Below are 21,863 nucleotides of genomic sequence, written 5' to 3' on the forward strand. Positions count from 1 at the left end.
CCAAGGCCAAGCATTTCTTATATCCGCCTGCTCACTTCTGCAAGAACTTCAAAAACGTGCTGTTGAACGTCTCCAACTCATCGTAATACAAACCGTGGCCGCTTTTCTCGAACCGGTACAGCTGCGACCCCGCGATGCTGCGGTGCATCTCCTGCGCGGATTCGAACGGGACGATTTTGTCATGCGCTCCATGAAAAATGACCGTCGGTACCCGGATGCGGGGAAGATCGCGGCGAAGGTCCTCATCCCGCAGCGCCACGAGCGTGCCGTACGTGCCGTGCCCGGACGCCTGCAGTCCCAAATCACCGAACCATTTCATATAAGGCTCGCTATGCGGAACGGCGAAGAAATCCTTCGAGAATCCTTCCAGCATCTTCGGCCGATCGGCCAAAGTTTGACGCAGCAAGTCATTGACCGACTCCACCGGCAAGCCATAAGGATAATCCGGCCTCTTCGTAAAGACGGGTCCGGCAGCCGATACCAAGCCCAGCTTCCGAACGCCGTAGCCTCCATGCCGTGCCATGTAGCGGATGGAGATCGCGCCCCCGACCGAGAAGCCGGCCAGCGTGAAATCGCGCAGCCGGTAAGCCTCGACCACGGCCCGTACATCATCCGACATCCGGTCGTACGTATACCCCGTCCAAGGGCTGCTGGACCTGCCGAAGCCGCGCAAATCCATCGCGATGCACCGATAGCCGAACCGGGGAAGCACGTCGAACTGGTACTCGAACATCCTCTGGTTCACCGGCCAGCCATGAATGAACAGGATGGGCTTTCCCATCCCGGGATCGATGTCCTCTACATAGATATAGACCCCGTTCTCCGACTCGATATAAGGCAAAACGCCGCACCTCCGCATACGTCCATTCATTCGAACGTATGCCGAAGGCCGGCGTTTCATGCTCGTGCCGCCTTATGCAGGCACTTCCACGCCGCCCAGCTGAAGCTGGTACATCGCGTGGTATTTGCCGCCGAGCTGCATGAGCTCGTCGTGATTGCCGCGTTCGACGATTTTGCCGCGATCGAGCACGAGGATCTGGTCCGCCGAGCGGATCGTCGACAGCCGGTGCGCGATGACGAACGTCGTGCGTCCCCGCTTCAGCACGTCGAGCGCAGCCTGGATGATCGCTTCCGTTTCGGTGTCGATGCTCGCCGTGGCTTCGTCCAGGATCAGGATCGCCGGATCGAAGGCGAGCGCCCGCGCGAACGAGATCAGCTGCCGCTGCCCTGCGGACAGCGTGCTGCCTTTCTCGATCACCGGCTCGTCGATGCCTTGCGGCAGCTGCTGGAACATCTCGTAGGCGCCGACATCCTTGAGCGCCTGCTCAACCTTCTCCCGCGTAATCGACGGATCGCCCAGGCTCACGTTCGACGCGATCGTCCCCGTGAACAGGAACGGATCCTGCAGCACGATGCCCATGTGCTGGCGCAGCTCCTGCTTCGGCAGGTCGCGCACGTCGACCCCGTCGATGGAGATGATGCCCCGCTCCACGTCGTAGAACCGGAACAGCAGGTTCAGGATCGAGCTTTTGCCGGAGCCCGTATGGCCGACCAGCGCGACCGTTTCCCCTTGGCGGGCATTGAACGTGATGTTCTTCAGCACGTCCTCGCCTTCCTTGTAAGCGAAGGACACGTTGTCGAAGCGGACGTCACCGCGGTAGCGCGGCAGCTTCTCCTCCGAAACGTCGACCCCTTCCTCATCAAGCAGCTCGAACACCCGCTCCGCCGATACGCGCGCCGTTTCGAGATTCGCCAGCTGATTGACGATCCCGACGACCGGCTGCATCATCCGCCCGATATAGTCGATGAAGGCGTACAGCATCCCGACGGTCATCGCCGCTCCGAGCCAGTCTTTCGCGAAAATCCATATGGCGATGAGGAAAAATAAGTTCCGGAAAACGTTGACCAGATTGTGCGACATGATCGAGTTCAGCTGCAGCAGCTTGTTCCGGAAGCCCAGGTAGCTGCTGTTAAGCTCTTCGAACTCGTTCTCCGTCTGTTTCTCGCGGCGGAACGCCTGGATGATCGGCATCCCCTGGATCGATTCGTTGACGATCGCGTTGATGTCGCTCAGCCGCGACCGGATCTCGTGGTTGTACTTGGCCGCGAATTTGCGGTAGATCACGATCCAGAAGTACAGGATCGGCACGACCGGCAGCGAAATGACCGCCAGGTGCCAATCGAGCACGAACAGCGCGCCCAGAATGGCCGTGATGAAAATAACGCCGGAGAAGAAGTTCGCAAGCACGTTCACGTACAGCTCGCGAATCGCCTCCGTGTCGTTGGTGACCCGGGCGACGACCTTGCCCGCCGGCAAGTTATCGAAGTACCGCACCGGAAGCCGTTGGATGTGCGAGAACACGTCGTTGCGCATCCGGTGGATGATCCGGTTCGCCGAAACCTGAAGCAGGTAGCGCTGGCCGTAAGCCAGCACCGAACCCGCGGCCAGGAAGCCGAAGTAGGTTAGCGCCAATTGGATCAAGCCGCGGAATTCCGGCTGATAGAAGGAGTACACTTCTCCGGTCGTCAGCTTTGCCGCCGGGTAAGATACCGGGTTTCCTTGCGACGGAGTCACCGTGAGCATATCGCCGCTGACGGCCATCGTCCCTTCCGCCAAGTCACCGGCATTCACGAAATAATAAGACCTTCCTACCTGCACGATGCGCGCGGCGGCTCCCGCCGATTCGCCTTCCGCTAGACGGTCGCCGCGTTTGTAACGCTTCCCGTCATAAGGCACGCTGTATCGGTCATGACTCTGCGTTTCGTTCCAAACCTTCTGAATCCCCATGATATGGTCGTCGATCATCCGCTTCGCGTAGATCGGCCCCACCAGCTCGGCGCTTACCGCCAGAGCCAGGAGCAGCAGCGCCGCCAGAATCGGCTTTTTGTACAGCAGGGCATATCGAAACAACCGTATACCTGTCGTATTCACAGTCTCTCACCTTCTATCCCCATTCGTCGTCTATTACGCATCGAGCACCTCCGTCAGCTGCTGGCGGTCGAATTGTTCTTTGTACCAACCGCCCAGCTCCAGAAGCCGGTCATGCGTGCCTTCTTCCACGACCCGCCCTTCGTCCAGGACGATAATCCAGTCCGCATGCTGCACGGCGGACAGCCGGTGGGTCGTAATGATCGTCGTTTTGCCCGCGCGTTCCCGGCGGACGCCTTCCAGGATTTCAACTTCCGTTTTCGCGTCTACCGCCGACAGCGCGTCGTCGAGCATCAGGATTTCCGGGTCAGCGATGACCGCCCTCGCGATGCTGACCCGCTGCTTCTGGCCGCCGGAGAGCGCGACACCCTTCTCGCCGACGAGCGTCTCGAGGCCGTCCGGCAGGAACGCGACGTCCTTGCGGAACGAGGCCAGCTCCAATGCCCGGTTCAGCCTTTCCTCGGTGAACTCGCGGTCCGCGTTGCCGAACCGGATGTTCTCGCGGATCGTCTTGCTGAACAGCACCGGCTGCTGCGGCACGTAACCGAGCCAGCCGCGGATCTGCTCCAGCGAAACCTCGCTGAGCGGCGCGCCGCCTACGGTAATGACGCCGCTGCCGAGAGGATACTCCCGCAGCAACTGGCGCAGCACCGTCGTTTTCCCGCTTCCCGTCCGTCCGACGATGCCGAGCGTTTGCCCGCGGCGGATCGAGAACGAGATATCGACCAGGTTATCGATGGATGAGGACGGATAACGGAACGTAACCTTATCGAACACGATGTTATCGGGTACTTCGACCTTCTTGAGCGTTCCGGCATCCGCGACGTCCGGCTTCACGCCGAGCGTCTCATGGATGCGGTCGAGCGAGGCGTTACCCCGCTGCATGATGTTGATCAGCTCGCCGATGGCGAACATCGGCCAGATCAGCATGCCCAGGTACATATTGAACGAGATGAGCTCGCCCAGCGTAATTTCGTTGTGGTACACCAGCCAAGCCCCGTAAACCAAGCCGATCAGGTAGCTAAGCCCGACCAGAATTTTGATCACCGGCTCGAACAAAGAGTCAATCCGCGCTACCTGAACATTTTTATGCAGCACTTCATCGGTCTTGACGCGGAACCGATCCTTGTCGGCTTTCTCCTGCACGAACGCCCGGACGACCCGAACGCCCGATACCGATTCCAGCACCTGGTCGTTCAATTCGCCGAAGGAGTCCTGCGCTTTGGTGAAACGATTGTGGATCATGGCCCCGAAATATTTGAGCACGATGGCGATGACCGGCAGCGGGATCATCGCCGCCAGCGTCAGCTTCCAGCTGATCGTGCCGGCCATGACGATAAGGAGCGTCGCCATGAACAGCGTGGAATCGATCAGCGTCAGGATGCCGAACCCGGCCGTCATCGAGATGGCCGACAGGTCGTTCGTTGCCCGCGCCATCAAGTCTCCCGTACGGTTCCGCTCGTAGAAGGTCGGCGTCATTTTCAGAAAATGCCTCATCAGTTGCGACCGCATCATCCGTTCCAGAATGAACGAACCTCCGAACAGCTGGTACAGCCAAATTAACGTCAGTCCGTAGCTCGCCACGGTGATGGCGAACCAGTAGAGCACCACTTCCGTCCATCTGCCGGCCGTTAAGGTGCCTTCTCGGATGCCGTCGATCGTGTACTCGATCAGCTTCGGCGGCAGGATGTCGATCACCCCGACGATGGCGAGCAGCACGACGGCCGACGCGTACCTTTTCCACTGCAGCCGGAAAAACCAACCGAGTTTCTTCAAAACGATAAACATAAAACTCTCTACCCCTCTCCCGGGTCTACCATTTTCTCATCTGGATGGGAACGGTTGGGAACAAAAAAGGCCTACCGCCGTTGCCAGCGATACGCCTTTGTGGGGAAACCCGTTACCGGTCACGGGTCTCCATTTCCCTGAGGAACACAAAAGGCGCATGGTTACGGATGCGTAACCACGCGCCTTTGCGCCGTCTTCAGAACGAAAAGTTCTTAAGCCGCCGCTTGCTCCGCGCGAGGGTTACGCCCATGTTGATGGCCAAAGCCGACTCCCGACATCCGCACAATCATGACAGTATCTTTCCGCATGGGACGTAACCCTCCTTTCCGTTCATCAAGTATATGTGTCACTTTATCATCACGTTTCACAGACTGTCAAGGATTCCCTTGAAAACTTTATGAACTTTTTACCGAACGCTTGTCCACCCTTCTCGGATGGAATTGGTGCGAAAAAGGGTAATGCAGAGGAAGGAAGTTACCACGCGAGTAAGGAGGCGGGCCGCCGGTGGGTTTCATTTTGAACTATTTCCTGATCGTGTTCCTGGTTATCGAAATCGCCGTCGTGCTCATGCGGTCTACCGGTCTCGACCACGACGTTTCGCGGTTTCAAGTCGTGTCTCTCATGACCAGCACGGGCTTCACCACCAAAGAATCCGAATTGATCCTGGGCCACCCGGTTCGCCGGCGGATCGGGATTTTTCTCATCCTGTTCGGGGTATTCTCCTTCGCGGTCATCATCTCTTCGATCAGCAGCATCCTGGTGCCCGACTTTAAAGTCACTCACTTGGCCGAAATCTCCGCAGGACTCGCGCTGCTCCTCGCGATCGTCCGCGTTCCCGCGGTACGAAGGATACTCGCCGCCAAGTTCGATAAACCGCTGGAGGATACCTTCGAGATCGAAGAGCTTCCGATTGAGGTCGTACTTCTGCAGAATGAAGGGGACTGGTTCGTGGACATTCCGGTCGGAGAACGCTCCGGCCTGGTCGGACAGACGATCGTGGAGCGATGCGAAGCGAATTCCGATATTAACCTTCTGTTCATCAAACGGGGAACTCTCCAGATCAGGCGGGAACGCGCCGCGACGAGACTGGAGGCCGGAGACGTACTCTATCTGTATGGCGACCGGGAGGAAATCGGACGAGTTTTCCGGCAGGAGCTGCAGGACCGCGTGCGTTTGAGGAAGCACGACCTGGAATCCAAGAGCTTGGTTTAAAATGAGGGAGGGGATCCCATGACGGTGCCGATGCCCATCGAAGACAAACCGGTGCGGGAGGCGCTGTTCCAGTTCGTCTTTCCGTTTTCCCTGGAGCACCGCTGCCAGAGCGCGCTGCGGGAAATGCTGCTCGAGGACGGGTACCTTCCATTCCGCCTGGACGAGACTTCGCTCGAATCCGCTTTCTACGGTCCCGGGCGCCGGATTTCGCACCGCGACATGGAGCGCTACTATCTGCCGTTTACCAACCAGGTGCTGTTCCCCCTGGATAACAATCCCGAGTCGTTCCGCAGACTGTCCAAAAAGCTGGCCCTACGGGCTTCCTTGATCAGCCGCCTCGGACGGCGCGATTTCGTCATTCATTCCTTGGACGTGTTCCTCTGCCCGTTCGATACGGGGTTTTTGACACTGAGGGCGGAGCTTTCCGGAGAGACGCCGTCATTCTCGCAAGCGATCGAGTTCGCGGACCGGTTCCGCAGCTTGCAGGACACGAACCGGCAGGATCGGGAGACTTTCGTTCAATACGGAAATAACCGTTACGAAGAGATCGACGGCTTTCTGTTTCAAGAACTCGTCCCGCAAGTGCTGCCCTTCCTGGATATGACGGCGATGGAAGGCTCCTATTTCGAAGAGCTGCCGTTCCTGATGGATGAGAGGATGTTCGCGATCGCTTTCTACCGGTTTCCCGAAGGAACCGAGATCACGACGCTTGACCGGTACCGTGCCGCCAGAGTAGACGGGCTCGATGAGCACGGCCGTCCCGCCGTCAGTGCAACCCATATGCCTTATATCGAGGATTATTGTTCCCGCTACGGTTATGAACGGTGGGCTCCTTACACCTATTTCATGACCGACGACAACTGCTTCTGCTGTCTGACGAACGACTCCGAGGCGCAAGCGGCTTCGCTGACCAGCCGTCTGTACGGCGAATATTACTATGGACTGCTGCTGAACCTCTTCCACCGGATCGTCCTGCTGAAATTGTCCAACGCTTACTCCCACGTCCAATTGGAGCGCAAGGAAGAGCATACGGTCGAGCTGATCCGCGACATCACCGCTTATGCCGCCAAATACAACTTCGTCGAAGTCGTCGCGCAGACGGCGGGACGTGAAATTTTCGTCCAGCTTCGGAAGGTTTACCGGCACGACGAATTGTTCACGGACGTAAAACAGACGTTGAACGACCTGTACAAATACCAGGAAATGCGGAGCCAGCAGCGGTCGGGCTACTTGCTGACGATCCTGACGATTTACGCCGTCGTCAGCGGAATTTACGGGATGAACCAGGTCATCGACGATTTGAAAACGGGGCTTCATTGGTCCGTCGTGCGGGGCTACTCGCTGTTCGAATGGATCGCCTTGGCCGTTACGCTCTCCGGTTTGGCGGTCGCCGTGGCGCTGACTTCGAATGTGTTGTATAAATGGGCCAAAGACGGGATACGCAGAAGGCAGAGATAACGAAGACCGCGCCCGTCAGGAAGGACGAACGCGGCTCTCTTATGGCCTTCTCTCACCATAACTGGCGGAGGGCCGGCAGCATTTCCGTATAGTACTCGTAAACGATTGCGCCCAGCATGACGAGCGCCGGTATAGCCAGAACGATTCCTGCGGCTTGCAGGAGCCGGAAGCGCCCGGATTGGCGGGAATTCGCCCAGCGTTCCACCTTGCCTGCGAATGCCGCGATCGCCATACCCTGCAGGAAGAACCCCGCTGCGAACAACGGAACCCCAAACGCGGCCTGGCTTCCGAACAACTCCCCGCTCGGATTGGACAGAAGGAAAGGCGCGCCGAAAAGCAGCAGATTGACGGCACCGTATGCGGCGGCTCTACGCACTTGGCGCACCGGCAGCCGGCTGCCGATGATGGCGTAAACGATGGCGCTGGCTAAGGTCATCCCCGTACCGACCATGATGATCATCAGGGTGCTGGACCAATGGAATCCGGAAGCCATTTCCGGTCGGGCAAGCGCGATGATCCTCATGTTGAGCCGCAGCAGAATGCCGAACAGAATACCCGTCGGCAATGCCGCGGTTAAAGCCGATCCGAGCACGCGCAGTTTAGCTAACATTAACGTATATTGCCTCCCGCGATCCGGTCGCCGGAATTGCCGGAAGGATCGGTCTTATAGTCGTCTTCCGCGGCATGGATGATGAGGGATTTTCCCCATACGGAGTTGGCGCTGCTCCGATCGAGCGTCAAGCCTTCCAGCGTGAATTCCGCATGACCGGTTCCGTTCGCCCCCACTTCGATATTGGGCAGATCTCCCGCATGCGACCCGTCCGGATTGTCGTGCCCGTGCTTGTGGCTCTCCGGGTTGAAGTGCCCGCCGGCGGTTTTGAAGTCGTTGTTGTCAAAGTTTTTCTCGTGAAGATGGAACCCGTGCTTGCCCGGCGTCAGTTGGGACACCTCTACGTGCACGTTCACGCCCTTATCTCCCTGCGACAGCATCGCGTGACCGATCACGGTTCCGTCCGCTTTCACGAGCGGCACTTCCTCTTCACCGAGCCATATAGACTGCGTCGTTCCGTCCCAATGAACCGGTTGGTCCAGCAAATCCGCGGCCAAACGGATCGGGACATAGGTCGTTCCCTTGTACACAATGGACGCCGGGACCTGCTGTCCGGCATTGTCGAACTTGTTGTCGGCAGGCGCGCGGTCGGTACCGTGTACGATAAAACGCAGCTTTTCCATGGAGACGCTGATGGCGCTGGGCTGAGCGGCCGCCAGGCCGGAGAAGAACAACGACCCGCACAAGAAGGCAACGCCGGCATGTTTGAGATTGACCGATTTTTTCACGATAAATTCCTCCCGTTTCTTATCCATTCGAATCTTATTCTTGCATCTCGTATGTTAAGGGCCGGGTTTGAATTTTCTGCCGGGTTTCCGTCGAAGGCGTGCGAATATATTGCGAAGATCTTGTGAAGGAAAGCCTTCCTGCGCACGCAATAAAAGGCGCCCCGCGGATGCGGGTCGCCTGTGGATCAAGAAGCCTATGAGATCAAGTATTTCGCCGAACGTACGGGAGAAACCCGGTAAACCGACCAGGCGGCGGCCAGCGTGACGACGGCAATGAGGGCGGCAATCGTTCCGAAGAAAACGAGGGAAGGAGCGACGGGAAAACCGAATCCGGCGATATTTGCCCCTTCCTGAACCTGAGACAGGCAGACCGTATAAGAAAGATATCCGCCGGACGTAAATCCGAGGAGTGTTCCGAAAATGCCGGTAACGGAGCCCTCGACCCATACATAAATCATGAGCGTACCTGGAGGAATGCCGATTGCCCTAAGCGCTCCCAACTGACTTCTTCTTCGTTTGGCGGATCGGAAAATAACGAGCGCAAGGCCGGCCATTCCGATGCCCATGGCGAGCAAATTAAACTGCCGGAACATGCCGAGCATCGTGCCGATATCGCGGTAGTATCCAGTCTCCGACTCGGACGCGCTATTCAAGGGGTAAATGTTGCCCTTTGCCAACGCCCATTCGGTTTTTGTCTGCCATTGGGCGGCAAGCTCCGGGGTCGGGAAGCGCAGAAAGAGCATGGAGTGCATCGTTTTGAAGCCTTCGCCGATGCGCCTTGTTTCCTCCGCGTTCATCCACACCCCTTTCATGAAGGGGTAATAGGATTCTTTCTCGTCCACGATGCCGATGATTTTTTTGCTCAACTTGTGCCCATTCATCGAAAATAAGAGATGGCCGTCCTTCGCTTCCCACTTCGCCATTTGCAAAAACTCCAACGCTCCCGTGGAAACGATGACCGTATCCGGATTTTCGGCCAACTCTTGCCACAACTCCGCTGCCGTTGCGCTGCGTCCTCCCGTCGCCTTGACCGGAATCCGGGTCGTGGAAGCATAGGCTTCATCCACGCCGTTGACCATGTAAGCATAGCTGCCGGATTCGCTCCAGGGCAGCTGGACAATCGCCGCCGAAACGGGCGCTTCGCCCTGCGGATAACCGGCCGAAGCCAAAAGATTTCCAAACCTCCCGGAATCGATCATCCGAATATCTTCCGCGTACGCGTCATACCCTCCGATCGCATCTCTCGGATCCGTCTGCCCCATTATGGATTGCACGTACCCGGACATGACGATCGCCATGCTCACGAATCCCGATACGGCGCAAAACAGCGCGATCGACAGTCCGCCGCGGACCCGTTCCGCCACCAGCTGCTTCAAGGCTAGGTGCAGCATGGCATAAACGCGGGGAAGCGGCCTCAGCAGGCGCAGCCCTGCGTACCCTAACCCTTCGATCCAGCGAATCCCGGCGTAGGATATAACGGGCGTCAGCATGAATAACGCGACCGGCAATAGGAGGATATTCGCCTGCCGGAACCAGCCCTGTCTCACCTGCGGGAACTGGCTGATGGTCACGAAGCCGAGGAGCGCGGCAAGGACGATCCAGGAGACGAGGGCATGAACGGATACAGGATGATCCTTCCTCCGTTCTCCCGCTACTTCCGAACCCGGTCGGCTCGCACGCATGCGGGAGGCCGAGAAAGTCCGGGCCGATACGATCCAGATACAGACGGCCGCGAACGCGAGCGAGAGGGATCCGCCGATGAGCGCCGCCTGCGCAGCCACGGTCCAATCCAGCTGGCCCGCCAAGCCCCTCTGACCGCTCCCCAGAAGATCGATGCGCCGGATCAGCCATTGGGCGAGGATCAAGCCGGCCGCCGAACCCGGCAAGCAAGCCGCGGCCGCGTAAATCAGCCCTTCCACGCGCATGATCCGTTTCAGATCCGCTCGCCCGAATCCGACGGTGCGCAAGATGCCCAGACCGAGCCGCCGCTCCTCCGACATCATTTTGAGCAGGTTGAACGTCAGGATCATGCTCATGGCGACCGCATTCAGGCTGATAAACAGAAATACATAGGATGCCGTCCGGGTCCAATCAAACATCCGTGCCGCCGCTTCCGAGCGAACGGCCGCAGCTTGCCAAGTACCGCCGGGCGGCGGACCTTCGCCGAGAACCGTGGTATAGGCTTTGTCCGGCAGCTCAAACAGCGATCTCGCGCTTTGCAAACCAACGATCACGGTCGCGGAGGCTTGCTGGACCCCGGGGTAACCCGTCAGCCCGTCCTCCGGCAGCACTTTGGCCACCCGGAAGCGGTGGCTGCGGTTCTGCAAATCGACGACATCCGTATAGTCTCCGGTTCGAACACCAAGACGTTCTGCGACCGGACTCGACAGAATCATGCCGTCCGCGGGTAACGGATCCGGCCACTCCGGACGTTGCCTTGCGGATAGCCAGGGGGCCGCTTGCGCCGGATCCAACCCAATGACCAGCACGTTCGGCATGACCCGGTCGCCTGCCGGGTCCGCCTCAGGCGTTGCGGACACGGAGACGGTATACGAGACGATAGGCAGCAGATCGTCCGGCTCGCTAACCGCTTGCAGCATCCGGTCGATTTCGGCTTGCGAATAATAATAGCGGGTCGGCTCCGGCTGACGGATAGCGGGAACCTCATACTCGATCTGTCCGAAATGCTGCCGAAGCTGGCTTTCCGTACCCGTCTTCAACATGAATTCGATGGAAACGACGATCGTGATCAACGACGTGCCGACCGCAAGCCCCAAGATCGTGAGCAAGGCGGTCGTTTTGCTCGCCGCGGACTCCCGAAACGCCATCCGGCGAACGTGAGGATAGCGAAAGACGACCCGAAAGAAATAAACGGCCACGACCATCAGCGGTAATAACAGCAGGATTGGCAGCAAGGGCCTCACGGCGTTCCCGTCCTTTGGCGCACGGAAATGATCTTCCCGCTGTCCATGAACAACGTACGGCCGGCGTAACCGGCTACTTTCGGATTATGGGTGACGATGACGAAGGAAATGCCGTCATGGCGATTGACGTGATCGATCAAATCCATGATCATGTCGTTGCTCTGGCTGTCCAGAGCGCCCGTCGGCTCGTCGGCGAAGATCAGCTTGGGTCCGTGTGCGATGGCGCGAGCCAATGCCACCCGCTGCTGCTGGCCTCCGGAAAGCTGGGAAGGGCGGTGATTTTCCCTCTCCCGCAGGCCGACTCTCGTCAAAGCATGAAGGGCCAGCCGGCGAGCCTCCGCACGGGGCATTCCCTGGCACAGCAGCGGCAGCTCGACGTTCTCCGCGGCAGACAGTACGGGCACCAGATTATAAAACTGGAAGACGAACCCTAAACTCTCCGCCCTGAGCGCATCCCTGCCGCGTTCGGACAATGCAGATGGATCCCTGCCAAGGAGCATGATGTTGCCCTTTGTGACCGGATCCATGCCCGCGAGACAGTTCAACAGGGTTGTTTTCCCGCACCCGGACGGCCCCATAATGGCGACGATTTCGCCCCGGCGCACCTCCAGGGACACGCCTCTAACCGCTTCAACGACCGGATCACCGTCCCCGTATACTTTCCAGATGTCCTTGGCTTCGAGCACATTCGCTTCCGCGCTCAATTCCAACCCCCCCACTCTACAGCAAAATCAATGATCCGGAAAGATCGGCAGCTGGAGAATGAACCGTGTCCCTTCCCCTTGCGTGCTCGAGACCTCCAGCGTCCCTCCATGCGCTTCCACGAACTGCTTTGCGATCGCAAGGCCCAGGCCGGTCCCTCCGTCCGACCGGTTTCTGGCATCATCCACGCGGTAAAAACGATGAAAAATATAAGGGAGCTTCTCCGGCGCGATACCCGGTCCGGTATCGGACACCTCGACGCGAATTTGGCCGTTCAACTGAATCGTCTGAATAACATCCACGCTTCCCTGTTCGGGCGTGTAACGGATCGCGTTGCCGATCAGGTTAATCATGACTTGCTTCATGCGGCTTGCGTCGCAATACACCTCATCGTCTTCCTCCAGCCGGCACGTCAGCTTGATGCGCTTGTCTTCCGCCTCCACCGCGAAGATGTCCGCGACCTCTTGGATCATGTGAGATATCGGGGTCCAGGAGCGGTCAAGCTTCAGCTTGCCGGCTTCCGCGAGGCTGACTTGCTGAAGCTCGCTGATCAGCCGAGACATCCGCTTCGTTTCGTCGAGCAAGGATACGAGGTTTTCGCGTTTCAGCTCGGCGGCGCCCTTCAGCATCGTCTCGAGGTGGCCTCTCAGGATTGCCACCGGCGTCCTCAGCTCATGAGCGGAGTCCGACACGAGCCGGCTTCTGGCCTCGTCTCCGGCGATCCTCTCGACGACCAACCGGTTCATGAGCGCGGCCAGTTCGGCGACCTCGTCCTTGCCGCCGATCCGAATCGCTTGAAAGCCGCCCGGTTGAAACCCCGCTGCCGCTTGTCCGAGCAAACTCCGGATTCGGGCCGCCAGCCTCTGTCCCGCCCACCATGCCATCGTCCAAATGAATGCGAGCCCGAACAACGCCGTCATCCAGAACAGCGCGCCCGTATAGCCGTTTTCGGAAGATCCGCCCCACAGCCGGCCGATCCGCAAGGCGATCAGATAGGCGCACGAGGCCAACCCTCCGATCCACAAGATCAGCTTCGTCCGAAACGTCATGGCGTTTCCCCGAACGTGTAGCCGACCCCATGAACGGTCACGATGTAACCGGGGGTGGAGAGGTCGGTTTCGATCTTTCTGCGGATGTTTCGAATATGCGTATCGATCGTCCGTTCATAACCCGAATATTCCTCGCCGAGCGCGATTTCCAGCAAATCGAGCCGGCTGTATACCCTGCCCGGCGACTGGGCCAACGTTCGGAGAATCTTGAATTCCGTCGGCGTCAGGCTGATCGGCTGCCCGTTCAGAACAACCCTGTGTTTGGGCAAATCGATCGTCAGCTTGCCATGCTTCACGATGTCCCCGCTCACGGATTCCGCGCTTTCTTTCCCCGTCTTATTGACCCTGCGTAGGATGACGCGAATACGCGCTTCCAACTCCCGCAAGGAAAAAGGCTTCGTGATGTAATCGTCCGCCCCCAGCTCCAGACCGAGCAGCTTGTCGACCTCTTCGGCTTTGGCCGTCAAGAAAATGACGGGAATTTGCGAGAACTCCCGGATTTTGCGGCAGGTGTCCAGCCCGTTCATCCCCGGCATCATCCAATCGAGCAGCACCAGATCGAGGCCCGGCTCCCGCTTCAGCTGTTCCAAAGCCTCGATTCCTCCGGAAGCCCGTAGGACCGTATAATTTTCATTTTCCAAATAGGTGGCGATGAAAGAAATCATTTGCTCCTCGTCATCAACGACGAGAATTCGGATTCGTTCCTCGGGATGCTGCATGGCGCGGCCTTCTTTCGGGAAATAAAATCAAACCGTCGTAAAATAGTTCGACACGGCCATCCGTTCCCCTCTTCGATACGTATGTTACGGATTCGGTTTGAAGTTCGTGCGGGTTTCCCGTCGGTTTCCTGTCAATAAAATGCGAAGATCTTGCGAATCCAGTAAAACGAATGACACACCAAAAAACCGGAGGCTTTCGCCCCCGGTTTCGCTTCTTGTTTATTTCGTTTAAACGACCAGCACTTCCGCCGGCCCTTCACACCAATCGCAGCGCGCGGGTGCCGTCCAATCCGAGAACGTCGTCGTCTGCAGGTTGATTAAATCCGGTGCGTCTTCGTACTCGTCGACGAATTTGTCGATCGCGAGCTCCACGTGTTCCCGGCATACGCAATACATGAATGTGTTCGTTCCTTTCCTACCGGCAACCGGACACCGAGCTTACTGCTCCTTGTCTTTCTCCGTCAGCGTCAGCTTGAGTTCTTCTTTCTTGCCGTCCCGGTAATAGGTCACGGTAAGAGAGTCCCCGATTTTCTTCTCGTTATACAGATATTTGCGCAAATCCATCGTGCCCTTGATCGGCTTGCCGTCCAGGGCCGTGATAATATCGTTCAGCTGCAGTCCCGCTTCCTGGGCCGGCCCGACGGCCTCCAGAACGAGCGCGCCGTCCTTCACTCCGTCCGGAACGACAAGCTGCGGAGCACTGGAATCGCCTTCGTCCGAGTTCGAATCCGTTCCGGAATCCGAGCCGTCTGCAGGCGGATTGTCCAGGTACGTCGCCAAGTCCATCGAGAATACGCCCATATAAGGACGCAGCACTTTGCCGTTCTCCATCAGCTGCTCCACGACGGGCATGACCGTGTCGATCGGAATCGCGAAGCCGATCCCCTCCACGCCCGTGTCGGCGATTTTCATGCTGTTGATGCCGACCACATTGCCGTTCAGGTCGGCGAGCACGCCGCCGCTGTTTCCTTGGTTGATCGCCGCCGTCGTCTGGATGACTTCCTGTTCCCAGTCGTAGATGCCGTCTTGATTCAGCGAAACCGGCACGATGCGGTGCAGGAACGACACGATGCCGTTCGTGACCGAATCGCCGAAGCCGAGCGGGTTGCCGACGGCGATGACCATCTCGCCGACGCGAAGCTTCTCCGAATCGCCGATATCGGCGACCGTATCGATGCCTTTGCTGTCTACGGACAATACCGCCAAGTCGCTGATCGTATCCTGTCCGACGATGGTAGCGGCCTTCTTGGTGCCGTCCATCAACACCGCCTGCACTTCCGCGGCGTCGTTCACGACGTGCGCGTTCGTGATGATGTAGGCTTTGCCGTCACCCTTCTTGAAAATGACGCCGGAGCCGAGGCTGGCGTTCTCCGGAATGTCGCCGGAGTCGTCCCCGCCGCTTCCTTTGTCCTGCGATTGCTGATCCTGTGCCTTCTGCGTGATGTTGATGATGCTGACGACCGCGGGCCGGATTTTCTCGGACGCCGAGATGATCCGCTCCGAGGTCTCCACCAGCGACTGGCCTCCCGCAAGCGCGGGCATGGCCGCCGGCGAAGCTTCCCTGCCGCCCGTGATCAGCACGAAAAGCAGCACCACCGCAAGGGCGCTGACGAGGGAAGAGACGACCGCGACGCGGAACGTCGACATGGAGCGCAAGCCGCGCATGCCGCCGGAGCCGGATGGACCGTAACGCTGGATGGAACGCTTCGCTTTGGTGGAATAAAAATCGTCGTCGAACAGGCTCATCGTCTTTCTCCCTCCTTTACGAGTATGTCCAGGATCAATCAAGTTTCTATCATGAACAGGAATGTTTTCATAGTCCGTGACTAAAATACTAATAGAATAGATTCCCGCAGGCAAGCCGACAACCAAGGAATTTCCAATGAAAAGAAAGGAAGGGATGACTTATGCAAAATGCTTCCTATGATTGGCACTATCTCGATCTCGCCGCCCGTTTGGGAGACTTGAAGGACGACCAGTACCGGCAGCTTCTGGCGCTCAGCACGCTCATCGAGCTGCTCGTCGACAAAGGCTTGCTCACGCCCGAGGAAATCCGCGACAAATCGCTCCATATGGAGGCTGAACTGAACCGTCAGCTCCTGCTCTGAAGCCGCTGTTTCAAGCCTTGAGCAGATCCCACTCCGTCGGCTTGTCAGGGTAGGTATCGCATAAGGCGAACTCGTGCTTCTGATAGAAGAACCCATTGTCTTCTAATACTGTATTCACCGTCAGTTTGGCTAAATCCATGAGATTGTGCTGCAAGCTCAGGTGCGCCAAATAGACTCTGCGGGTCGCGCCGGACAGAAGCCTGCACAACGCTTCCCCTGCGGCTTCGTTGGATAAGTGGCCGGTATCCCCGAGAATGCGCCGTTTGATGTTCCAAGGGTATCGGCCCATCCTCAGCATCTCGATGTCATGGTTGGATTCGAGTACGATGACGTCGGAGCCCATCAGCTTGGCCATGACCTTATCGCTCATGTAGCCCATGTCGGTCGCGAGGCTCAGTTTGCGTCCGCCTGATTCAAAGCAATAGCCGACCGGCTCCGCCGCATCGTGGGAGATCGCATACGATTCGATCTTGAGATCGAACAATTCCATCGCGCTGTCCGTGTCCAGCACCTTGCGCTGGTGGTCGGGCAGCTCGCCGACGTGCTTGTGCATGGCCGCCCACGTTTTCTCGTTCGCGTAAACCGGCAATTCGAATTTCCTGGCGAACGCCCCGAGGCCCTTGATATGGTCCGAGTGCTCGTGCGTCACGAACACCGCGTCCAATTCATTCCCCGCGACGCCGCGTTGCTGCATCAATTCTTCTATTTTTTTGCCGCTCAGCCCGACATCGACGAGCACGGTCGCCGCATCCGAAGATACGACCGTCGCGTTGCCCGTCGAGCCGCTGGCCAGCACCGTAAAACGTAAGCCCATGGCGGTTTCCTTTCTCTCTCCCGTATTGCTCTCTAGTCTCTACTTCGTCTCCGGCGCCGGAGGCGTTTCTCCTTTGCCGGTGGTGACTTCCGCGCTGATCGCATGTACATAGTACACTTCGCCATTTTCTAACAAAACCCTCCACGAGGGTGCCGAAACTTGCGTTTCCGCGTCAGGAAATATTTGCCCGTGATAGCCAAGCCGGATGTCCTTGATGACGGAGTTGGCGGGCAGGTAGTTGTTGATGACGACCGCGACCGCTTGGGATGCGGGCAGCACCCGCTGCTCCTGCGAGACGTCCGAGGCGAGCGTCTGGACGATGTCCTGACGGTACGATTGGATCCGCTGCTCGCTGTTGTACAGTTCCAGATGGATGTCGAACATCGGGAACCCGTCCACGATCCGGTTCAACACGAAGACGCCTTCCCGGCTGCCGGGGTCGTCGTAGGCGTATTTGCCGATCTCCGGAATCGTCCCGCCGAGCGCGTCCGAAAGCTCCTGCGTATTGAAAACGATTCGGGATTCCGGCGGTTTCGCGATCGGGATGCGGGCTTTATCGCCCTTCGCCGGCTGCTCTTTCAGCTTGAAGGACAAGTCCTTCATCGACGGCGTCTCCGCCGGGATTTGCGCGTCGATCCGGATTTTCTTCTCCTGCATGATCTGCCGCGTCTCCGCGGGAAGAGACGTCCAGTCGACGGACGTACTCACTTGGGCGCGCCATTCCGTCCACAGCTGATAGCCAAGCAGCACGTTCAACATCAGAAAGGCGAGAATCAGTACGCTTTTCGCCCGTCTCCAGTCCATCCCTTCCCCTCCTTGGCGCTTTTGCGCGGATTTATGGTTTGAAGCTTCCGGCTTACGGCGCGGCGGTCGATTCCGCCACGATCTGCACGGAGCCGTTCGCCAAGCGCACGGCCCAAACCGGATGAAGCGTGATGACGTCCTTCTCCAGCGTCGGCCGGTAAGCCGGGAACAGCGCCATCACCCTGGATCCGAGAGAGGCTTGCGCGATCAGGCTGCGCAGAGGGTCTCCTCCCGGCAATGTCCGGCTTGTGCGGTTTTTCGCGGTGTCGTCCATGATGAGCAAGGACCTCTCATACGAGGTAACGGTACCTTGCTGCAGCAGAAGCTGCATGTAGCCGAACGTCAACCCTTTGCCCGGCATCACCGGCACTTTGCCGTAATATTGCTGAAAGCGGATGAGACTGTCTGCACTGTCTTCGTTGTCCGCATCCGATTCGGGCGACAGTGTCAGGCGGTACTGCCCGTTCCACCCGCCGTGCTGATTGACGAACCGCACCGCGCCCGTCACATTGTCGATGAAGTCGGTCTGGCCTTCGGTCGGCGCCACGGGGTCGGTATACGACATCCATCCGCCGTTTTCGCCGATTTTGAGCCCTCGCCTGCCGTCTGTATAGATCAAGTTGCCGTCTTTGTTTTCCTGGATCGTCCGCGTCATGCCCGGATCGAAAAACAGGTTCGTCTGCATCTGTTCGCTTGTATAGCGGGTGATCGGCACGTCCATCTGCGTCAGCCAGGAGTACGGCTTCTCCGGCAAATACAGCTGGCCGTCGGTCGTCTGGTACGGCGTCCAGAACTGGCCGAACCCGACGTTCGTCGCCACGTCGCCCACCGTCAGGTCGGCCCGAAGCGACTCGTAGACGTTGCGACCGTCCGAACTGAAGAAGAACGTGCGCACCTCTTCGCTGTCTTTGCGAACGAAAATCCAGATCCGGTCGATCGAATCGCCCGAGAAGAGAAAGTCGGTTTCGAGCTTGAACACGCCTTCTCCTTGCAGAAGCTTGAACGGGATCGGCCGGCCGAACCGCAGCTCGACGCCTTGGTCTTCCCGCCTGACCAAGTCCCAATCGACCGAGTCCACGGAGCTGCGCTCGAAGCCTTTGAAATCCCTGCCCTGAAGTTTGCTCAGGATCAAATCGTAGTAAGGCGAGTTGTCCGGGTAAAAAACGGTATGCTTGTCTCCGCCCAGATGAAGCACGATCTCTTCGGGGAACAGCAGGTTCTGCACCTTCTCTTCCGGACCGAGCGGCTCCGTCTGGACGTAATCCTGATTCGGCTTCACTTTGGCTTCCAGGCTCGGCATGCTGTAAGCCAGGAAATAGCTTTGCACCAGACTGAGCGCCACGAGCAAGCCGAGCAGCACGGATTTGCCCTTCTCCATCATGCCGGCTCACTTCCTTCCTGCACGATCGGCAGCGTCACGGTCACGACGGTACCGACGCCGACCTCGGAGTCGAGCGAGATCGCGCCGCCGTGCGCCCGGACGATTTCCCGGGCAATCGACAGGCCGAGGCCCGTGCCGCCCATGTTGCGCGAGCGGGCCTTGTCCACCCGGTAAAACCGGTCGAAAATGCGCTCCAAATCCTTCTTCGGAATGCCGATTCCCGTATCTATCACGACGACGGAGAGAAGCCCGGCCGGGGTCCGAGCCGCCGACAGGTCGATCGTTCCTCCGTCGAGGGTGTATTTGAGGGCGTTGGAGACGAGGTTGTCCAGCACCTGGTCGATACCGTCCCGGTCGAGCCATACCGGCTCCAGCTTGGCATCGACTTTCACCGATGCGGTAATCGCCTTCTGGCGCAATTGGAATGAGAAGCGGTCGACGACCTCTTCCAGCATGTCGTTCATGTTCGTCTTTTCGCGGCGGAGCTGCAGGCGGCGGGAGTCGAACCGGGACAGGTGCAGCAGGTCGCTGACCAGCCGGATCATCCGCTCGGTCTCGTTGCGGATGACGCCGACGAAACGGTCCGCCAGCTCGCGCTCCTCCATCGCGCCGTCTCCGAGCGCTTCGGCGTAGCTCTTGATCGTCGTCAACGGCGTGCGAAGCTCGTGGGAAACGTTCGCCACGAACTCGCGGCGGGACTGCTCCAGCTTCTCCGCCTCGGTGACGTCGTGAAGCACGGCGATGGCCCCCGCCACGCCTTTGTCCCTTCGCCGGATCGGCGTCAGCGTGACGCGGACGATAACCTCGTCCTCGTCTTCCGCCACCTCCCTGCGCAGCAGCAGCCAGGATTCCTTGCCTTCGAGAGTCTGGGCGATCGGCGCCTTGTCCACGCCCAACGCTTCGGACAGCGTTCGGCCCTCCCAATTCTCCGAACCGAGCAGCGTTTGCGCGCGGCGGTTCGTGATGATGACCCGGCCGAGTTCGTCCGTCGCCAGCACCCCGTCGTTCATGTTCGTCAGGACCGAAGAGAGCTTCTCCTTCTCCTCTTCGTTCAGCGCGAGCGCTTCGGAGAGCCGGTCCGTCATGTCGTTGAACGCGGCGCTGAGCTGCCCGATCTCGTCGGTGCCCAGCACGGGAACCCGCTGGTCGAAGCGGCCTTCCGCCACCTCGGTGACTTGGCGGGTGAGCGCCTTGATCGGCGCGGTGATCGTGCCGGCCAGCAGTACGCCGAGCAAGGCGGTGAGTCCCAGCGCGATCAGGATCGCGGAGACGAAAATGCGGTTGATCCGCTCGACTGTCTGGTACAGGTCTTTCATCGAAGCGGTGATATAGACGACGCCGACGACTTTGCCTCCGGCGATGACCGGCTTGGCGATCACTTTCTTGCGGACGTTGTCGTCGTCGATGATTTCTTCCTCGTTGTCGGGGATGCGCTGCAACGCACGGCTGACGAGCAGCGAAGTGTTCTTGCGCCCAATGATCGAAGGCTGCGTCATTTTGGACGTCGTCAGCACGCGTCCGCTGGCGTCCAACACCTGAATCTCGGCGCCGCTGATGCTGGAGAGGCTCCCGGTCAGCGCGTTCAGTTCGTCCCCGGCTTCCTGCAGCGCTCCGCCGCTCTTGTCCTGTTGGGACAACGCAGGGGCCGTCAGATTGGTCAGCAGGTTCGCTTGGTAGTTCAGGTTGCTCGTGAAAGACTCGATCAGCGAGCTCTTCATGGTGCTGATGAAATACACCCCGATCAGCTGAACCGCGATCAGGATGAGCATCAGCACCATCAGAATGAGCTTTGCCTGAATGCTCCGGAAAATCCGAAAAAGCTTCATCCCAGGGGACCGCCCGACATGCGCGTGCTGCGCATCAGATAGCCGAGGCCGCGGCGGGTCATGATGATGTCGGGGCGGCTCGGGTCATCCTCGATCTTCTCGCGAAGCCGGCGGATCGTGACGTCGACGGTGCGGACGTCTCCGAAATATTCGAAGCCCCATACCGCCTGCAGCAGATGCTCCCGCGTCATGACCTTGCCGCTGTTGCGGGCCAGATAGTGGAGCAGCTCGAACTCCCGATGGGTGAGATCGAGCGGCTGGCCGTTCTTGTATACGACGTACATGTCCGTGTCGATGAAAAGGTTGAACAGCTTGATTCCCTGCGGTTCCGTCTCCTGCGGGGCGCTGTCGTCGTTGCCGCGGGGCGCCTCCAGGTTCCGCTGGCGCCGCAAGTGCGCCTTCACCCGCGCGAGCAGCTCCCGCGTGCCGAACGGCTTGGTCACGTAATCGTCGGCGCCGAGTTCAAGCCCCAGCACCTTATCGATCTCCGTATCCTTGGCCGTCAGCATGATGATGGGCGTAGACAAACGCGAACGCACCTCGCGGCACACGTCCATACCGTCTTTGATAGGCAGCATCAAATCAAGGAGAATCAAGTCGGGATCCTCCTCGAACGCCAGCCGCACCGCCGCTTCCCCGTCGAAAGCGCAGACGACCTCGTAGCCCTCTTTTTCCAAATTGAATTTCAGAATATCGGCGATCGGCCGCTCGTCGTCCACGACCAGAATTTTGCCCGGCATGCCTGCACGCCTCCCTTCTCCGGAAGCTCGTTTCCATGACTCTATCTTACCATAACCGCATAGCCGGGAGA

The 21,863-nt window shown here is 58.8% G+C and carries 19 protein-coding genes; 3 read left to right on the plus strand and 16 right to left on the minus strand.

Annotation, left to right across the window (positions count from 1 at the left end):
* Window positions 1–31: 31 nt before the first annotated feature.
* The 3 genes from EAV92_RS19280 to EAV92_RS19290 all read right to left on the minus strand — a co-directional run bounded on the left by EAV92_RS19280 (window position 32) and on the right by EAV92_RS19290 (window position 4,717).
* Window positions 32–841: an alpha/beta fold hydrolase gene (locus EAV92_RS19280; protein ID WP_241158322.1), complete on the minus strand. Its 810-nt coding sequence runs from the start codon at window positions 839–841 to the stop codon at window positions 32–34.
* 72 nt (window positions 842–913) lie between these two features.
* Window positions 914–2,932 carry an ABC transporter ATP-binding protein gene (locus EAV92_RS19285; protein ID WP_123042603.1) on the minus strand — a complete coding sequence of 673 codons (2,019 nt, stop codon included), beginning with the start codon at window positions 2,930–2,932 and terminating at the stop codon, window positions 914–916.
* A gap of 33 nt (window positions 2,933–2,965) precedes the next feature.
* The gene (locus EAV92_RS19290) at window positions 2,966–4,717 is read right to left on the minus strand and encodes an ABC transporter ATP-binding protein (RefSeq protein WP_123042604.1); all 1,752 of its coding nucleotides are present in this window, start codon (window positions 4,715–4,717) and stop codon (window positions 2,966–2,968) included.
* 504 nt (window positions 4,718–5,221) lie between these two features.
* On the opposite strand from EAV92_RS19290, the gene EAV92_RS19295 reads away from it, so the two are divergent.
* Together EAV92_RS19295 and EAV92_RS19300 are read left to right on the plus strand one after the other, a co-directional pair.
* Window positions 5,222–5,929, plus strand: coding sequence for a TrkA C-terminal domain-containing protein (locus EAV92_RS19295; protein WP_241158323.1), 708 nt, complete (start codon window positions 5,222–5,224; stop codon window positions 5,927–5,929).
* An 18-nt stretch (window positions 5,930–5,947) separates the two neighbouring features.
* Complete coding sequence (locus EAV92_RS19300) at window positions 5,948–7,387, plus strand: magnesium transporter CorA family protein (RefSeq protein ID WP_123042605.1); 1,440 nt, start codon at window positions 5,948–5,950, stop codon at window positions 7,385–7,387.
* A gap of 52 nt (window positions 7,388–7,439) precedes the next feature.
* Here the strand turns inward: EAV92_RS19300 and EAV92_RS19305 are convergent, their stop codons facing one another.
* From EAV92_RS19305 to EAV92_RS19340, 8 genes are all read right to left on the minus strand, one after another.
* Window positions 7,440–7,997: a hypothetical protein gene (locus tag EAV92_RS19305; protein WP_123042606.1), complete on the minus strand. Its 558-nt coding sequence runs from the start codon at window positions 7,995–7,997 to the stop codon at window positions 7,440–7,442.
* Window positions 7,997–8,725, minus strand: a complete 729-nt coding sequence (locus EAV92_RS19310; protein WP_241158324.1) for a superoxide dismutase family protein — start codon at window positions 8,723–8,725, stop codon at window positions 7,997–7,999. The genes EAV92_RS19305 and EAV92_RS19310 overlap by 1 nt, the downstream gene beginning before the upstream one ends.
* 194 nt (window positions 8,726–8,919) lie before the next feature.
* Entirely contained in the window at window positions 8,920–11,649 is a 2,730-nt protein-coding gene (locus EAV92_RS19315; RefSeq protein WP_123042608.1) for an ABC transporter permease, read from the minus strand.
* On the minus strand, window positions 11,646–12,353 hold the full coding sequence (locus EAV92_RS19320) for an ABC transporter ATP-binding protein (protein ID WP_206424239.1): 708 nt from the start codon (window positions 12,351–12,353) through the stop codon (window positions 11,646–11,648). The genes EAV92_RS19315 and EAV92_RS19320 overlap by 4 nt, the downstream gene beginning before the upstream one ends.
* A gap of 27 nt (window positions 12,354–12,380) precedes the next feature.
* Window positions 12,381–13,400, minus strand: a complete 1,020-nt coding sequence (locus tag EAV92_RS19325) for a sensor histidine kinase (protein WP_123042609.1) — start codon at window positions 13,398–13,400, stop codon at window positions 12,381–12,383.
* Window positions 13,397–14,119 (minus strand): response regulator transcription factor, encoded by a 723-nt coding sequence (locus tag EAV92_RS19330; protein ID WP_123042610.1) that lies wholly within the window; start codon window positions 14,117–14,119, stop codon window positions 13,397–13,399. Before EAV92_RS19330 ends, EAV92_RS19325 begins: the two co-directional genes overlap by 4 nt.
* A gap of 228 nt (window positions 14,120–14,347) precedes the next feature.
* On the minus strand, window positions 14,348–14,515 hold the full coding sequence (locus tag EAV92_RS19335; protein ID WP_123042611.1) for a CxxH/CxxC protein: 168 nt from the start codon (window positions 14,513–14,515) through the stop codon (window positions 14,348–14,350).
* A 42-nt stretch (window positions 14,516–14,557) separates the two neighbouring features.
* Window positions 14,558–15,865 (minus strand): S1C family serine protease, encoded by a 1,308-nt coding sequence (locus tag EAV92_RS19340; protein ID WP_123042612.1) that lies wholly within the window; start codon window positions 15,863–15,865, stop codon window positions 14,558–14,560.
* A gap of 161 nt (window positions 15,866–16,026) precedes the next feature.
* On the opposite strand from EAV92_RS19340, the gene EAV92_RS19345 reads away from it, so the two are divergent.
* Window positions 16,027–16,227 (plus strand): hypothetical protein, encoded by a 201-nt coding sequence (locus tag EAV92_RS19345; protein WP_123042613.1) that lies wholly within the window; start codon window positions 16,027–16,029, stop codon window positions 16,225–16,227.
* 10 nt (window positions 16,228–16,237) lie between these two features.
* Here the strand turns inward: EAV92_RS19345 and EAV92_RS19350 are convergent, their stop codons facing one another.
* Genes EAV92_RS19350 through yycF form a run of 5 tightly spaced genes read right to left on the minus strand, consistent with a single transcriptional unit; the run spans window position 16,238 to window position 21,792 of the window.
* Window positions 16,238–17,041 (minus strand): MBL fold metallo-hydrolase, encoded by an 804-nt coding sequence (locus EAV92_RS19350; protein ID WP_123042614.1) that lies wholly within the window; start codon window positions 17,039–17,041, stop codon window positions 16,238–16,240.
* Between the two features lie 39 nt (window positions 17,042–17,080).
* On the minus strand, window positions 17,081–17,845 hold the full coding sequence (yycI, locus tag EAV92_RS19355; protein ID WP_123042615.1) for a two-component system regulatory protein YycI: 765 nt from the start codon (window positions 17,843–17,845) through the stop codon (window positions 17,081–17,083).
* A 52-nt stretch (window positions 17,846–17,897) separates the two neighbouring features.
* Entirely contained in the window at window positions 17,898–19,226 is a 1,329-nt protein-coding gene (yycH, locus tag EAV92_RS19360) for a two-component system activity regulator YycH (RefSeq protein WP_123042616.1), read from the minus strand.
* A complete protein-coding gene (gene walK / locus EAV92_RS19365) occupies window positions 19,223–21,052 on the minus strand; it encodes a cell wall metabolism sensor histidine kinase WalK (RefSeq protein WP_123042617.1) in 1,830 nt (609 codons plus the stop codon). Before walK ends, yycH begins: the two co-directional genes overlap by 4 nt.
* The gene (yycF, locus tag EAV92_RS19370; RefSeq protein ID WP_123042618.1) at window positions 21,049–21,792 is read right to left on the minus strand and encodes a response regulator YycF; all 744 of its coding nucleotides are present in this window, start codon (window positions 21,790–21,792) and stop codon (window positions 21,049–21,051) included. Before yycF ends, walK begins: the two co-directional genes overlap by 4 nt.
* Window positions 21,793–21,863 lie beyond the last annotated feature (71 nt).

This window comes from Cohnella candidum (assembly GCF_003713065.1).
Taxonomy (GTDB): Bacteria; Bacillota; Bacilli; order Paenibacillales; family Paenibacillaceae; genus Cohnella; species Cohnella candidum.

Bases quoted from the DNA above. Each gene is read 5' to 3' on its own strand.
- EAV92_RS19290 (WP_123042604.1), bottom strand. From the start codon at position 4,717: ATGTTTATCGTTTTGAAGAAACTCGGTTGGTTTTTCCGGCTGCAGTGG.
- EAV92_RS19300 (WP_123042605.1), top strand. From the start codon at position 5,948: ATGACGGTGCCGATGCCCATCGAAGACAAACCGGTGCGGGAGGCGCTG.
- EAV92_RS19305 (WP_123042606.1), bottom strand. From the start codon at position 7,997: ATGTTAGCTAAACTGCGCGTGCTCGGATCGGCTTTAACCGCGGCATTG.
- EAV92_RS19325 (WP_123042609.1), bottom strand. From the start codon at position 13,400: ATGACGTTTCGGACGAAGCTGATCTTGTGGATCGGAGGGTTGGCCTCG.
- EAV92_RS19330 (WP_123042610.1), bottom strand. From the start codon at position 14,119: ATGCAGCATCCCGAGGAACGAATCCGAATTCTCGTCGTTGATGACGAG.
- EAV92_RS19335 (WP_123042611.1), bottom strand. From the start codon at position 14,515: ATGTATTGCGTATGCCGGGAACACGTGGAGCTCGCGATCGACAAATTC.
- EAV92_RS19340 (WP_123042612.1), bottom strand. From the start codon at position 15,865: ATGAGCCTGTTCGACGACGATTTTTATTCCACCAAAGCGAAGCGTTCC.
- EAV92_RS19345 (WP_123042613.1), top strand. From the start codon at position 16,027: ATGCAAAATGCTTCCTATGATTGGCACTATCTCGATCTCGCCGCCCGT.
- EAV92_RS19350 (WP_123042614.1), bottom strand. From the start codon at position 17,041: ATGGGCTTACGTTTTACGGTGCTGGCCAGCGGCTCGACGGGCAACGCG.
- yycI (WP_123042615.1), bottom strand. From the start codon at position 17,845: ATGGACTGGAGACGGGCGAAAAGCGTACTGATTCTCGCCTTTCTGATG.
- yycH (WP_123042616.1), bottom strand. From the start codon at position 19,226: ATGATGGAGAAGGGCAAATCCGTGCTGCTCGGCTTGCTCGTGGCGCTC.
- walK (WP_123042617.1), bottom strand. From the start codon at position 21,052: ATGAAGCTTTTTCGGATTTTCCGGAGCATTCAGGCAAAGCTCATTCTG.
- yycF (WP_123042618.1), bottom strand. From the start codon at position 21,792: ATGCCGGGCAAAATTCTGGTCGTGGACGACGAGCGGCCGATCGCCGAT.